The organism is Cedecea lapagei, assembly GCF_900635955.1.
Lineage (GTDB): Bacteria > Pseudomonadota > Gammaproteobacteria > Enterobacterales > Enterobacteriaceae > Cedecea > Cedecea lapagei.
Genome location: NZ_LR134201.1, coordinates 3,400,794 through 3,415,263 on the forward strand (window position 1 = coordinate 3,400,794; position 14,470 = coordinate 3,415,263).

Annotated in this window: 9 protein-coding genes and 1 CRISPR repeat array; of the genes, 3 read left to right on the forward strand and 6 right to left on the reverse strand. The window is 53.1% G+C overall.

Annotated features, from left to right (window positions below; translation table 11 throughout):
* Nucleotides 1–72 precede the first annotated feature (72 nt).
* Nucleotides 73–1,182: a CRISPR direct-repeat array (repeat unit 28 nt; unit sequence TTTCTAAGCTGCCTGTACGGCAGTGAAC).
* Nucleotides 1,183–1,621: 439 nt separating this feature from the next.
* From cas6f to cas1f, 6 genes are all read right to left on the reverse strand, one after another.
* Complete coding sequence (gene cas6f, locus EL098_RS16535) at nt 1,622–2,176, reverse strand: type I-F CRISPR-associated endoribonuclease Cas6/Csy4 (protein WP_126357216.1); 555 nt, start codon at nt 2,174–2,176, stop codon at nt 1,622–1,624.
* 10 nt (nt 2,177–2,186) lie between these two features.
* Nucleotides 2,187–3,182: a type I-F CRISPR-associated protein Csy3 gene (csy3, locus tag EL098_RS16540; protein WP_126357217.1), complete on the reverse strand. Its 996-nt coding sequence runs from the start codon at nt 3,180–3,182 to the stop codon at nt 2,187–2,189.
* A gap of 11 nt (nt 3,183–3,193) precedes the next feature.
* The gene (gene csy2 / locus EL098_RS16545) at nt 3,194–4,126 is read right to left on the reverse strand and encodes a type I-F CRISPR-associated protein Csy2 (protein WP_126357218.1); all 933 of its coding nucleotides are present in this window, start codon (nt 4,124–4,126) and stop codon (nt 3,194–3,196) included.
* Nucleotides 4,119–5,438 carry a type I-F CRISPR-associated protein Csy1 gene (csy1, locus tag EL098_RS16550; RefSeq protein ID WP_126358484.1) on the reverse strand — a complete coding sequence of 440 codons (1,320 nt, stop codon included), beginning with the start codon at nt 5,436–5,438 and terminating at the stop codon, nt 4,119–4,121. Before csy1 ends, csy2 begins: the two co-directional genes overlap by 8 nt.
* A gap of 395 nt (nt 5,439–5,833) precedes the next feature.
* Entirely contained in the window at nt 5,834–9,076 is a 3,243-nt protein-coding gene (gene cas3f / locus EL098_RS16555) for a type I-F CRISPR-associated helicase Cas3f (RefSeq protein ID WP_126357219.1), read from the reverse strand.
* Nucleotides 9,073–10,044, reverse strand: coding sequence for a type I-F CRISPR-associated endonuclease Cas1f (gene cas1f / locus EL098_RS16560; RefSeq protein WP_232012232.1), 972 nt, complete (start codon nt 10,042–10,044; stop codon nt 9,073–9,075). Before cas1f ends, cas3f begins: the two co-directional genes overlap by 4 nt.
* An 842-nt stretch (nt 10,045–10,886) precedes the next feature.
* On the opposite strand from cas1f, the gene lldP reads away from it, so the two are divergent.
* The 3 genes from lldP to lldD are packed head-to-tail and all read left to right on the forward strand — an operon-like array spanning nt 10,887 to nt 14,466.
* On the forward strand, nt 10,887–12,542 hold the full coding sequence (gene lldP / locus EL098_RS16565) for an L-lactate permease (RefSeq protein ID WP_126357221.1): 1,656 nt from the start codon (nt 10,887–10,889) through the stop codon (nt 12,540–12,542).
* On the forward strand, nt 12,539–13,327 hold the full coding sequence (gene lldR, locus EL098_RS16570; protein ID WP_126357222.1) for a transcriptional regulator LldR: 789 nt from the start codon (nt 12,539–12,541) through the stop codon (nt 13,325–13,327). The genes lldP and lldR overlap by 4 nt, the downstream gene beginning before the upstream one ends.
* Nucleotides 13,324–14,466: an FMN-dependent L-lactate dehydrogenase LldD gene (gene lldD, locus EL098_RS16575; protein WP_126357223.1), complete on the forward strand. Its 1,143-nt coding sequence runs from the start codon at nt 13,324–13,326 to the stop codon at nt 14,464–14,466. Before lldR ends, lldD begins: the two co-directional genes overlap by 4 nt.
* Nucleotides 14,467–14,470 lie beyond the last annotated feature (4 nt).

Below are 14,470 nucleotides of genomic sequence, written 5' to 3' on the forward strand. Positions count from 1 at the left end.
GCCGCTCCTGCCGGCTTCAACTGCCTGTACGGCAGTGAACTCGCCACCTGCGCCTCTAACTCTTCGTAAGTTTTTCTAAGCTGCCTGTACGGCAGTGAACGGTCATACGTGCGGTCATGTTATGTCGGTGTCTTTTCTAAGCTGCCTGTACGGCAGTGAACAAATGAGGTTGTCCAGCTCGCCCGCACCGACTGTTTCTTAGCTGCCTGTACGGCAGTGAACGAAGAAGTGACGCCCGCGAGTGTGCAGCTCCGTTTCTAAGCTGCCTGTACGGCAGTGAACGTTTGCCCGCTTCGGCGGGTTTCTTTTTAACTTTTCTAAGCTGCCTGTACGGCAGTGAACGGAGTTAGCATTGGAAGAGCCCTGCATCATAATTTCTAAGCTGCCTGTACGGCAGTGAACACAGAGTTAATCGCAGGGTCAGTCACCGTACTTTTCTAAGCTGCCTGTACGGCAGTGAACGACCGAACAAATGGCGGTCGCGCTTTTCGATATTTCTAAGCTGCCTGTACGGCAGTGAACGAATATGTCGTACTGAGCCAGGGCGTCCATGATTTCTAAGCTGCCTGTACGGCAGTGAACCTGACGCTGGCGTTTCAGCGCGTAAATGATGCTTTCTAAGCTGCCTGTACGGCAGTGAACTGCTGCACGGCCTGCGCCCAGATTGCTTTCCATTTCTAAGCTGCCTGTACGGCAGTGAACGACAGGCACCGTTTCGCCGGTGTCGTCACGCTTTTCTAAGCTGCCTGTACGGCAGTGAACATTGACCATCCGTGATGCCGTTTAAGCACGGCTTTCTAAGCTGCCTGTACGGCAGTGAACAAGTGAATGCGCAGATAGCGCTAAGTGTTTTTTTTCTAAGCTGCCTGTACGGCAGTGAACCCTCAGCTGATTCAATATCCGCGACGAGTAACTTTCTAAGCTGCCTGTACGGCAGTGAACTCTTGCGGCGTCGGGCGTCGCGTACAAAGAACTTTCTAAGCTGCCTGTACGGCAGTGAACATAGTTGAGCCCAGATATCGGGTTGTTTGTCATTTCTAAGCTGCCTGTACGGCAGTGAACAAGACAGCGCACCGGAGCACCCGGCAGCAGGATTTCTAAGCTGCCTGTACGGCAGTGAACTCAAAGCGCATCAGGTTCGTCCAGACCTCCCATTTCTAAGCTGCCTGTACGGCAGTGAACTAAAGCTTTTCACAGCTAACCCTTTGTTGCAATAAACTAAGACGCCTCTTTTTGACTCCACACCTTTTTTTTAGCCACAACAGCACAGAAGCGATAAATCAATAAGTTACGAATTAGGATAAAAAAAGGGTCTACGGACGTTCAGGTTTTAGCATCAATGGTTTTTCAGCAACAATCCATGTTTTAAGTCCGTTCTTTAGATGACGAACCGGCAGGAATAACGACGCCAGGACTGGAAAAAAATCGAACAGAAATATCGCTGGCTTTATGGCTGAAAGAGACTTGTGTAGTAGTGAGCTTTCCAATCGATACCATGACGACTATTTCAACTCGACCTGCACAGCGGTGAATAAAATGAAGAGAATCTCATTCATGTCAAAATTGCTTTAACTATGAACGCTCTGAAGAAAAAAGGGCGGTTTCCCGCCCTGCTTGCTGGTTAAAACCAAGGAATACTCGCCTCAGTGCTTAACCCGTAGCGGCTAAATTCTCCCCTTATGGGGGATGATAATAGCTCTCCATGTAGGATAAATAACCGAAATGCCTGCTTAGAAGATAAACTCTTCATCTGTATAAAAGGCAGTCCAGAGCTTTGGTCCTGCTGATTTAAAATACGCTGCTGTGCTTCTTCCTCCGTTATCCATCCCTTGCGAACCGAACGACGCAATAACCTGTCTGCGCTGCTTTTGACCTGAACACGGGACACACATCGCCAGCCTTTTACCTCCGGAACGGCTTGCACTCCAGAGCTGGCGCAATAGTCGTTCAGGCCTGCACGCCAGCAAGTTGCCTCCAAAGACTCAAGTGCACCTCGCTCACCGTGCAAACGTAATACATCTCCTGGCGTTTTCTTGTGTTCAGGAAAGCTGACGCCTATATCACCTTTTTCGCGAGCCGCAAGTGCCCGATGCAGTTTGGCAAATAAGGCTGAGAGCAGCATCGTTGATTTAAACTCTGGGTCCGGAAGAACCCGGATATCCTGATAGCTGTCCATAGATCCGCCCTTACTCTGCTTTCTCGCCGAATACGCCGCCACGGATCAGCACGGCCATCACAAAGTGCTGCTGTTCAACCGACGGCTTATCGCCTTTTGTCACCCAATTATCGAGCAGAGTGTAGAAGTCCATTTTCTCTTTTGGCTGACGGCAAGCCACGCCACGGCTGGTGACCGAGCCATACGGTTCTACAGCAATAGCGCCTAGCACTTCTACCTGCGGGTGCCAGGTATCAATGGTTCTGAGCGCGTTGCCCACCTTCTGGGAGTGCAGAGCCGCGACGCCGTCTACCTGGTACAACACTTTGCTTTTGCTACTGTTGCTGTCCAACACCAGCTCCTGCGATGGGAACACTTCCTGTCCCTGCCCCAGGCACACATAGGCTTCGACATTCAGCAGCACGAAGCTCTCACCCTTCAGACCACGTTCGATTTCTGCCGCCAGCGCTTTCAGAGATTCGTCTTTGTTGCCAAAGTCACGCAGCGAATAGTCATGGGCGTTAAATTCCCAGGTTTCACTCCCTTTAACGACCACTTTCACCTGCTCTGCCCCAACGCGGTTACGCCACAGGAATCGGCCATTGGCCAGGTTTGAGGCATAACGCAGCGCAAGTTCGGCAAAGCCGTGCTCGGCAATGTAGCCATTGATTACGTCTTCAAGCTCAGCCTGATAAGCGCGATCGTTACAAACCGACGGCGTAGCCAGGTTACCCAAAATGCGGAGACTGAAGGCCATTTTTAAGGTGTCGGCATCCGCAGGCAATGCTGACACATCCACACGCTGCAGGTTGGCTTTCTGAATTTCGGCATCCAGCTTTGCAGGATCGCTGGCTACCGCATTTTTTAAGCGATTGGAGATGGTGCCACGCACAGCTTTCTCCTGAACTTTTACCGGCTGCCAGTTGTTACCCAACCAGTTGCCAGCAAATAAAAGTGCATCAGAGTTCGCCAGCTTGCGCTCAAAGGCCAGTACAGAAGCCGTTTTAATCGTCGTATTTTTCGCCATGATATAGTCTCTTAAATGTCATCAAAAATAATAGGTTCATCTGCTTCCAGTTCATCATCTTCTTGAACGAGCGGGCCGCAGCAGTAGTAGCCGGTTTCCGTTGTGTGATAGCGCCAGAATGCGTCTTCAGGCGTCGTAATCCTGTGCATGCCACGCCATTCCCCTACCCCGTATACCGCTTCAGCAAAGCAGAAAGGCGACTCGGCATCACGCGCATTGGCGACTGTACCTGCTTCATAAAGAGGAGAGATACGCTGCCAGCCGGTCATCAGAGGAACCAGGTAACCTGCCTCTGGTTTTGGCTGAGATTGCCAGTTTCCTGATTCGTCGGATTTCATTTTGAGCGCCGCGAAATCGAGCCAGGCATCAAGCTTGTCTGCGTCTGGCTGCTGCTGTTGCAGCTGCTGGAAGTGAGTTTCCAGCAATGACGAGCGGTCAAGAAGAGCAAAGCCAGGCATCAGGCTGTAGCGAACCTCTCGCCACACATCTTCGTCAGCAGTAAGTGCATAAATGCGGACGTTGCGCATACCCGTAATGGAGCCACCAGCCAGCTTTTGCGTCTGACACAGCGTTTCGATGTGCTCTTCCAAAGCCCGGAATCCCGCATCGCCGTTGGCAATCTCGCCGTGACATTCCAGCAGCAAAGAGACCGTCATGTGCATACGGCCTTCTTCATTAAAAGCGGCCGTTTTTCCTTCGCGGGTTAGCGGGTTGCGGGTTAAAGCAAACTGATAATCACGCCCGGAGGTATGGGCATGCACCTGATGGCTATGGCAAACCACGCCACACCCGCTCAGCGTAATGCCGTGGCTGTCCTCAAGCTTTCTGGAGATCGCATGCATGTAACCCAGAAAATGGGTGATTGCCGGGAATCCCCAGGTTAGCCCCGCAATGGCGTTGGCATTTTCAACCTTCAGGCGATGTAAAACGATAAGCTTACTCATGGCGATATCTCCTGAAAGAGCGTTCCATCTCCCGCAGGCGCTGGCGGAACAGCGGTTTTGTCCGCCACTCTTTTTGCTCTGTCAGCTCTGCGCCTATCCCTCCCACCTTAAGATGTCCATTCAGCCAGCGGGCAAAATCATCGGCCACTTTACTCTGCCAGTCACCTTTATCACGCTCTGCCCGAAAAACTTCGTCGGTAATAGTCCGATAAGGGTCGAGCCACAGCCGCTGATGTTCAGATAATTTACATTCTGAGTCCTGAGTCCACCCCACCCACTCTTCACGCTGAATACCAGCAGCAATGTTGAAGAGCATATCGATAAGCTCGTCGATGTCGCGATCTAACTGCCGGCGGATGCGAACGTTGTTGTTTTTTCCGGAACTCGCCAACAAATGAATCAGCCGACGACGGGCATGCCTTGTCGCATGTTCAAAGGCGCCAGGAGCAAAGATTGTGGTCATTCCAAATGGCTTTTTATCCTGAACTTCCCAGGCTGGGGGCTGAGCAGAAAACAGCCACGTACGCCCGCCTCGTACACTGTTTAATAAAGAAATATTTTGCGGTTTTGTTCCGCCAAAATTGACCACGGCAGTGTTGGGAAACATCACCAAAGTATCCGGATGCCACTCATTCTTGCGGCGCGCCTGCCAGGCGGCTTTCGACTCTTCGCTAAAGCGATGAGCAACAATTTTTTGGTGTAAAGCATGAGTCAGAGAACTGGAAAAAAGCGGGCTCAACAGGTGATAGCCCTCGGCAACGGGGAAATAGATTTGCTTCGCCAATTTATGGGAAACGGGATCTTTTATTGTCAGCGCCCGCGAAAATCCTTCCAGCCACTCGGCAAGCTGTTGCGGATTTTCCGCCAGCGCCGCCAGCGCTGAGTCATCATTGCGCTTCAGGCAGGCCAGCAGCGAATCGCCATCCACTTCGGTTTGCAGCAGCTTAGCTATATCCAGCGCCGCAGCATTACCCACCGCATCCGCCACAGGATTATTCAACGTTGAAGTTGAAAGGTAACCTTCTACAGCATCGGTTTCGGTAAAAATGCTGCTGCTTTTGGAATCACCGTGGGTGAATTTAGCAGCGTGCGTAACAAGGCTGATTTGCCCCGCCCGCTTTGCAGCATCCGTCAGCCAGTTTACTGGCTCATAGCGTAACTCGAGCTCGCGGCGCTCCTGCAATATTTCACTTTCTAGCGAGCTATCTGCCGCCAGGCGCTTAGCAGCATCTTTGTCGAAGGCATCGAGTTTGGTTTGCCGTCGTCCTGCTATGTACTCAACAACAAATGCACTTATCCGTGTAGACATCATCATCCCTCCGGTTACGATAAAATCACCTTAAATGCAGACTTATTAATGAGTTAAAAACATTTAATCCAGGGCCATTAAAGTTCTGGCTAATAGCGACAGACTCAGGTCGAGGCAGCATCGCAGTAGTCATGAATAGTAAAAAAGCACATGAAAGCATCCTAAAATCTCTCATCTCAGTATCCAGGTTTGTTTACATATGCCAAAGAATGCGCGTAAAATTCATTTACGTCAATAAAAATTACAAGTAACACAGGTTATATATAGGATGAAAATACAATCTTGTTATATTTGATTAACCCCCTTAAACTTCAGCAACTGCCGTACAGGCAGCTTAGAAATATATATAACCCGTGTGGCTTGTAGCTAGTTAACTGCCGTACAGGCAGCTCGCGCCCTCAGCCGAGGGCGCGAAACACGCCCAACAAAGGGTGATAAAGCCAGGCGGCATCACCAGGCTTTCTAGCCCGTAAATTAATTTCGCCGTAGAAGCGGCTGACCTGTTGAAGCTCCATGTTTTTTCGCTCAGCAAGGTCGAGCATCGCCGCGGCATAATCACTTTCCAGCCAGGAAGAAACGCCCCCGGCCAGCGTCAGCTCAACGGACCCGATTCCCCCTGCATCTTTCCAGCCCATATCATCCAGCATGCGGAAAGTCGGCTCGTCCTCTTCCTCCGCCATAAACAAAAACATCTGCTCTTCAGACAGAGATTGCCTAAATGGCGTCAACCTCTGCAGTTCGCCGCTCCAGCTAATTTTTTTGCGCCACCAGGCCGCGGCTGGAGGCCGTTTGTTAGCCTCTATGGCTCCCAGTAGATCGCTATAGCTGCGCCCGTGCTCAAGGGTACTGAGATTATGGTAAGCCTTCGTTTTGCGATAATGTCCTTCGGGCTCAAGAATGCGCGGCACCGAATTCACAAATTGATATTGCTCAGGGCGAAGGATATCGGCGAGATCGTGGCTGCTTAACCTGTAAGTATCGTTTTCAAAGCCGGGTTTGCAGTAGGCCGCCGTTTGCGTACCTGCACGTAATGCTTTGAAATTCTTGCTGAGGATCAGAAGATTGGCGCTTTGCGGCTTTTGCTGGCGGTGCCGCTGAATGCGGCCAGCAAACTGGATAATGGAGCGCATTGAACTGGGCTCTGCGATACCCCAGTCCGCATCCCAATCCCTGCCAACCTCGATAACAGAGGTTCCCAGCACAACAAATATGTGGTGCATCGCCAAATTTTGCTCAATGGCTTTCTGTATTTCAGGCTGCTGCCAAAGCGACTGCTCATCGTGGCGGGAAAAAGCCGCATCAAGGCGTTTTTCAATATAAGAACGAAATAGCAGCGGATGCTGGCTGTGATAAACACAGTAATGAATGCAATACCCTTCCGGCGAAGGAACCGACATCAAAGCCCGAGCCATCGCCACCAGAGGATTTATATTCGCCATTCGCATCAACCCCAGCGAGATCGTTTTTCCGTTGGGATGCGTTTGATGATGGCAGGCATGCAAACTGAGTATTTCGCGCTGAAGCATAGCAGCAAGCGATGCAGCTTCCCTATCGGCCACCTCAATGGGAAGCAGTTTTGCCTCACGAAGAGCCGGTTTCACTGTCAGCCTTTTAGCACGGCGCTGAACAAACTGATTATGGTGCTCAAAGAAAGGCTGCGTAGCCCCGAGTTCAGCGGAACAGGATTCATCCTCATCGAACCAGGCGCAGCAAACATTCAGCGTCTGCCCCGGTTCACCACAGGCCTGCTGAAAGGCTTTTCGCCCCGAGAGATAAGCGCTATAAAGCGCCAGCACCAGCGACGGTGGTAGCGTCGCGGAGGAGAGTAGCACCCGGCTTCCCAGCATTCCCGCCCAGTTAACCAGGCGGCAAAGAGCATGCTGGTCGGCAATATCAAAATCATCGGGTTCATCAAGCACAAGGTCGCTGGTCAGAAGGCGCAGCATCGGGGCAATTTGCCTGCCTCCGCGTGTTCCTTCTGTCGCCGGCATAATGTGATCGATTGTCGAGACAAGTACGGGAGCATTTATGAGCTTGCTGAGCTTTGGATCGCGGTCCAGAAGCTGGCGCAGCGGCCCCTGATTAATCACACCGTCATAATGAACATACTGATGCCTTTCAAATAACGCTTCCTCTGAAGCACTGCTGCAATCGATGTCATCTTTATCTTCGTACAACTCACGCACGGCGGAAGAGCCGATTAATACGGCAAGGTCGTCCTCACCCAGATTCAGCTTTTCCCGAAGGGCATCTCCGGTCTGGAGCGTCAGGGTGCGTAGTCCCAATGCGACGGTGAAGCGGCAGCCTTTATCTTCATTGGATAAGGCGTACATAATTCGCGCATTGGCAAAGGTCTTTCCACAACCCGTCGAGGCCATATTAATACCGAAAAATCCCTGCCGTTCTGCACGTTCGCGCAGCCCTTGAGCCACGTCCCACGTACGATTCTGCCAGTGAAAACGGGAATGTTTCGCCCGTTCACGAAAACCTTTGTGCCGTGTGATAGACGGTAAATGCTCACGCAGTATTGGCAGCGATCTTCCTAATAAAAACGCATGATGCGCGACGCCAATATTGTGCTCATCCAGCTTCTGCTTGAGCTCCCCGGTTGCCCGGTCGGTGTTAGCCCAGGTGGCGCAGGCTGTATCCTGCCACGCCGTGCGGGGCATCTGAGAAGAGTAAAAATGATCGGCAAGCATAAGCGACAGCCGCGCCATATGTAAGGTGAAAACCTGATCCATGCTGCCAAATTCATAAACAGAGACCGCGTGCGCGGCCCGCTTTGCCAACTGTCGGGCCTTCTCACGCCAGGTATTGCTCTGTAACGGCGTTCCCTCAGGAAAGCGCCAGACGTTTTTAAAATCCTGGGCTGACCAGCCATCCTTCAGGTGATTACGTGAGTTCCAGTTGGCATTAAGCTGCGCCGTTAGCCAGTTATCCTGTTCAAAACTGGGGGGAGCATCTTTCCTTAAATATTGTGGTAAACGGTGATGGGACAGAATAAGCCAGGCTACCACCTGCGCCAGAGGAGGCAGCCCAATAAACGGGCTTTCCGTGCGCTCCTGCGTATCTTTATAGAGCTGTGCAAGCAGCGCTTTTTCATCGGAGGGGTTCAGCGTGCCAAGCTGTGCCAGCCATTGGGCATCTGTTTGCTGCCCGACCAACGCCTGAAACAGCCTTACGGATAACCACTCGTGCCTAAACGGCTGGTAGCCGCGGGCTGAACTGCCTTTTAATCCTTTCTGGAACAAAGCCCCTGCTTTGCCAAAATCATGAAACAGACCGGCAATGGCGGCCAGGACGGCAATGGACTCGATGCTGCGCCAGCCTGACTCATGTTTGCTGCGCAGAATATCCCTCGAAGTGCGATTGGTCGGCACCGAACCGTGGACGTTAAACCGGCGAAGATTGCCCACAATCCACAGCAGCTCCGTTTGCCCGCTTTTCTTGATCCAATGGCAGGCTACGGCCGTATTTCGACGGGCGCTCTTGCGCAGTAAACGCCTTAGCGTATCCAGCCCCTGCTGCGTAATCATCGTTTGCCAGCAGCCGTCCCCTTTGCGTTCCGCAAACTGGTCGAGGATCTGGCAACTTTGTTCCCGTGCTTTTTTGCTGCACTGCGAAACAATCAATACGTTCATCCGCGCTCGCTCCTTAATGCCGCCGCCGTTTCCTGTAATGTTTCAATCATCAGATCGAGCGCCGCGGCCTGCTGGAACCCAGTAATACAGCGCTGGCGGAAGCTTTGGTTATCTTCCCCTTCCATGGCCGCAATAAAAGCCTGCGGCAATATCAGCGCATCCTTGATTAGATCTGCCAGGTCAAACACCAGCCCACCTCGTCGCGTCTTGCCGTGTAACACCGCGAGGCCATGCGGTATTCCCATCACCCAGGCCGCTACCGCAGCGAGCCCGTATGCCAAATAGTTGCCTTGATCTAATAAACGGTTGGCGCCGTCAGTCCCTCCACCACGTTTAGAACGCGTAAAGTCGCCATACTGCACCGCATCACTGGCTAATTTATAAAGGGCTTTAGTGAGCTGAGCTTCCTGCAGCATCAATTCATTATGGCTGGAGGCTTTTTCTATACCGGCGTGAAAGCGTTCTAACTTATCTTTTAATATTGTGATCTGGGGAGTAAAGCGTGTTTCCCGCATCATTTTGGCACCGGACCAGTAACGCTCTATTTGCTGCAGTCGAATATATTGAAAACTCTTAGCGGCAATTAACCTTTTCTCTTCATCAAACCAAAATGATACCCAGTCCTGCAGATATTCTGTTGGACGATATTCACTTTGTGGTGTAACCCATGAAACATCGATATCGACTTCATTACCTGAGTAGAGGGGCGTTCCATCGCTCCCACAAAAACCGACCAGCACACCAGCCCTTGCAAACTCTCGCATGGCGGCCTGCGTGACAGATGTGCCGGTTCCCAGCATCACAACCGTGGTATTAGCTATGGGGATATTCCAGTAAAGAGAGGATTTACCTTCATCGGTAACATATTCCACTCGTCCACCGTTTACTAACACCCGGCAATATTGAAGATAATAAATATTTGCTCGTTTAGAATGAAGAATGGTTTTTAAGTCAGAAGGCATCAACATAGCTATTACATCCATGCAATTGAATACAATGCTCCCAAGGGAAGCATCATAGCGTTTTTTTACTTAAAAACTGATGATTTACTCAAAATAAATGATACCAGTAGTTCTGACAACATAGTGAATAAATTTCATTTAATGCATAAATGGGCGTTTAATAATTTGATCTGCCTGCACGGCAGTGAACTGAAGAAAACACAACCCGTGTCGCCTGTCCAGTTTCTAAGCTGCCTGCACGGCAGTGAACTGCGGTCGTCGCTGGATGAAGCTGTAACTGATTTTCTAAGCTGCCTGCACGGCAGTGAACAAGAGATTTTCACATCTAACTCTCTGTTGCAATGAATAAAAGAGTCTCTTTTTCTCTTCATACCCTTTTTTATACACTCCTGTACAACTCCATTAAATCAATAAGTTACAAGCTGAGTTTAAAAAAGGGTTCGCGAACGATCCGGCTTTGGCATCGCTGAAACCATAGGAAAATCCGTTAATGGGCTGATGACTAACCCGAATACCGCATTGCATCGACTAACAGAGGGAAATCTGTCGTGTGCTTGCTTGCCGCCGGACGTATTGCGGCGTGGCCGGTTAGTCATATTTTCAAAATAATCAGGTGAGCCAACAACGTTAACTTATCGCCCTCTCTTCCGCCCGGAGGAGAGGCTATTCGGTCCTACCAATTTCGCTAAAAACGTGCCCTTTTCTACAAATTACCGATAAAGGCCATCCAGACCGTTGCCAATAGTTAACACAAGATTAACCATTAGCCATCATTTGCTCTACAAAGCAAAATTGGTCCTACCAATCTAATAAAAAACGATAAACGCCTCACCCTGGAGAACACCTGCATGCAAGTCTGGCCACAACTCTACGATCCGCTCGGGAATATCTGGCTGTCGAGCCTGATTGCCGCGATCCCGATTCTGTTCTTCTTCTTCGCGCTGATTAAGCTGCGCATGAAGGGCTACAAAGCCGCGACGCTGACGGTATTTCTCGCCCTGCTGGTCGCGCTGTTTCTGTACCGCATGCCGTTGGACCGCGCGCTGGCCTCGGTGGTGTACGGGTTCTTCTATGGCCTGTGGCCCATCGCCTGGATAATTGTCGCCGCGGTGTTCGTCTATAAGATTTCGGTAAAAACCGGGCAGTTCAGCATTATCCGCTCCTCTATCCTGTCGATTACGCCGGATCAGCGCCTGCAAATGCTGATCGTCGGCTTCTCTTTCGGGGCGTTTCTGGAAGGTGCTGCCGGGTTTGGCGCGCCGGTTGCGATTACCGCCGCCCTGCTGGTCGGCCTCGGCTTCAAGCCGCTTTATGCCGCTGGTTTGTGCCTGATCGTCAACACTGCGCCGGTTGCCTTTGGCGCCATGGGGATCCCCATTATCGTTGCCGGGCAGGTCACCGGCCTGGATAGCTTCGAGATCGGCCAGATGGTGGGCCGCCAGCTGCCGTTCCTGACGATTATCGTGCTGTTCTGGATCATGGCAATTATGGACGGCTGGCGCGGTATCAAAGAGACCTGGCCTGCCGTAATGGTCGCGGGCGGCTCGTTTGCTATCGCGCAGTATCTCAGCTCAAACTTTATCGGCCCTGAGCTGCCGGACATTATCTCATCCCTGGTGTCGCTGGTGTGCCTGACGGCGTTCCTGCGCGTCTGGAAACCGGTGCGTATTTTCCGCTTTGATAGCGAGGATGCGGCAGCGGCCACGCGGGAACAGTTATCTCAAAAGTACACAACCGGGCAGATTGTTAAGGCCTGGATGCCTTTCCTGTTCCTGACGGCCACGGTCACCCTGTGGAGCATCCCGCCGTTTAAAGCGCTGTTCGCCAAAGGCGGCGCGATGGCAGACTGGATCTATAATTTCCCGGTGCCGTTCCTCGACAACCTGGTCGCCAAAATGCCGCCGGTCGTTGCCGCCAGTGTGCCCTATGCCGCGGTCTTTAAGTTTGACTGGCTGTCGGCCACCGGCACCGCCATTCTGGTCGCAGCGCTGGTCTCTGTTATCTATCTGCGCATGAAGCCAAAAGCGGCGCTGGCGACCTTTGGTGAGACGCTGAAGGAGCTGGCGCTGCCGATTTACTCCATCGGCATGGTGCTGGCGTTTGCTTTTATCTCCAACTATTCCGGGCTGTCGGCAACGCTTGCCCTGGCGCTGGCGCACACCGGCCACGCCTTTACCTTTTTCTCGCCGTTCCTTGGCTGGCTGGGCGTGTTCCTGACCGGATCGGACACCTCCTCTAACGCGCTGTTTGCCGCACTGCAGGCGACGACCGCGCAGCAGATTGGCGTCTCGGACCTGCTTCTGGTGGCGGCCAACACCACCGGCGGCGTCACCGGCAAGATGATTTCGCCGCAGTCCATAGCCATTGCCTGCGCGGCGGTGGGGCTGGTGGGGAAAGAGTCAGACCTGTTCCGCTTCACCGTGAAGCACAGCCTGATCTTCACCTGCATGGTGGGCGTAATAACCACGCTGCAGGCCTATGTTTTAACCTGGATGATCCCATGACCGAAGCTGTTCCGCGCCTTGCCGACCAGATGGTTGAGCGTATTAAGTCGCTGATTGATGAACGTAACCTGGAGGCGGGCATGCGGTTGCCCGCCGAACGCCAGTTGGCCGCCGAACTGGGCTGTTCGCGCTCGATTTTGCGCGAGGCGATACAGAAGCTGATTGGTGAAGGGGTGCTGGCCAGCCGACGGGGCGGCGGCACTTACCTGCGCTACCAGACCGAGCAATGGTCAGAACAGCGCATCGTGCAGCCGCTGAAAACACTGGTTGAGGGCGATCCCAATTACCAGTTGGATATTCTCGAAGCGAGGCACTCCATTGAAGGCAGCACGGCCTGGTATGCGGCGATGCGCGCAACGCCCGCAGACAAGGAAAAACTGATCGCCTGTTTCGACGCCACGCTCAAGTTTAAAGAAAGCGATGACCCGGATTTAGCGGCCCAGGCCGACGTCAGGTTTCACCTGGCGATTGCCGAAGCCTCCCACAATATCGTGCTGCTCCAGACCATGCGCGGGTTCTTTGACCTGCTGCAATCTTCGGTACTCCACAGCCGCCAGCGCATGTACACCGTCCCGGCTATTTTTGCCGGGCTGACCGAGCAGCACGATGAACTGTTACAGGCGATTCTGGCCGGAGATGCCGAACGCGCAAGGCGAGCCGCCCAGTCGCATCTTGGCTACGTTCACGCCACCATCAAGACCCTGCAGGAAGATGAAGCCCGTCAGGCGCGCATTACCCGCCTCCCGGACGAAGCAAGTGATGAAATAAGGGAAAAGAAAAGATGATTATTTCCGCAGCAACAGACTATCGTGCCGCCGCCGAGCGCATTCTGCCGCCATTTTTATTCCACTACATCGACGGCGGCGCCTATGCCGAGCATACCCTGAAGCGCAACGTGGAAGATCTCGCTCAGGTGGCGCTCAGGCAGCGCGTGCTGAAAAATATGTCGGCGCTGAGCCTGGAAACCAGGCTGTTTAACGAGACGCTCTCAATGCCAGTGGCACTTGGCCCTGTAGGGCTTTGCGGCATGTATGCACGCCGCGGAGAAGTGCAGGCCGCAAAGGCCGCTGCGGCAAAAGGCATCCCTTTTACCCTGTCGACGGTGTCCGTTTGCCCTATTGAAGAAGTCGCCCCCGCCATCAGCCGCCCGATGTGGTTCCAGCTCTATGTGCTGAAAGATCGGGGCTTTATGCGCAATGCGCTGGAGCGGGCGAAAGCCGCCGGTTGCTCGACGCTGGTATTCACCGTCGATATGCCAACGCCGGGCGCCCGCTACCGCGACGCACACTCTGGCATGAGCGGCCCTAACGCGGCGCTGCGCCGTTATCTCCAGGCAGTAACGCACCCGCAGTGGTCATGGGATGTCGGTTTAAACGGCCGTCCTCACGATCTGGGTAATATCTCCGCCTATCTCGGTAAACCGACCGGGCTGGAGGATTATATCGGCTGGCTGGCAAACAACTTTGATCCGTCCATTTCCTGGAAAGACCTGGAGTGGATCCGCGAGTTCTGGGACGGCCCGATGGTGATTAAAGGGATCCTCGACCCGGAAGATGCCCGCGACGCGGTGCGCTTTGGTGCCGACGGCATTGTGGTGTCTAACCACGGCGGCCGCCAGCTGGACGGCGTGCTCTCTTCCGCACGCGCCCTGCCCGCCATTGCCGATGCGGTAAAAGGCGATATTACGATTCTGGCCGACAGCGGCATCCGCACCGGCCTGGACGTGGTGCGTATGATTGCGCTGGGCGCAGACACGGTGCTGCTGGGACGCGCCTTCCTGTATGCGCTGGCTACCCACGGCGAGGCTGGCGTCAGCAACCTGCTGAACCTGATTGAGAAAGAGATGCGCGTGGCAATGACGCTAACCGGCGCGAAGTCTGTCGCCGACATTACGCCTGAGCTGCTGGTGCGCCAGGGCTTCTGACCCG

Excerpts from the sequence above, each read along its gene's own strand:
- cas1f (WP_232012232.1), bottom strand. The coding sequence starts at position 10,044 with ATGTTGATGCCTTCTGACTTAAAAACCATTCTTCATTCTAAACGAGCA.
- csy1 (WP_126358484.1), bottom strand. The coding sequence starts at position 5,438 with ATGATGTCTACACGGATAAGTGCATTTGTTGTTGAGTACATAGCAGGA.
- csy2 (WP_126357218.1), bottom strand. The coding sequence starts at position 4,126 with ATGAGTAAGCTTATCGTTTTACATCGCCTGAAGGTTGAAAATGCCAAC.
- csy3 (WP_126357217.1), bottom strand. The coding sequence starts at position 3,182 with ATGGCGAAAAATACGACGATTAAAACGGCTTCTGTACTGGCCTTTGAG.
- cas3f (WP_126357219.1), bottom strand. The coding sequence starts at position 9,076 with ATGAACGTATTGATTGTTTCGCAGTGCAGCAAAAAAGCACGGGAACAA.
- lldD (WP_126357223.1), top strand. The coding sequence starts at position 13,324 with ATGATTATTTCCGCAGCAACAGACTATCGTGCCGCCGCCGAGCGCATT.
- cas6f (WP_126357216.1), bottom strand. The coding sequence starts at position 2,176 with ATGGACAGCTATCAGGATATCCGGGTTCTTCCGGACCCAGAGTTTAAA.
- lldR (WP_126357222.1), top strand. The coding sequence starts at position 12,539 with ATGACCGAAGCTGTTCCGCGCCTTGCCGACCAGATGGTTGAGCGTATT.
- lldP (WP_126357221.1), top strand. The coding sequence starts at position 10,887 with ATGCAAGTCTGGCCACAACTCTACGATCCGCTCGGGAATATCTGGCTG.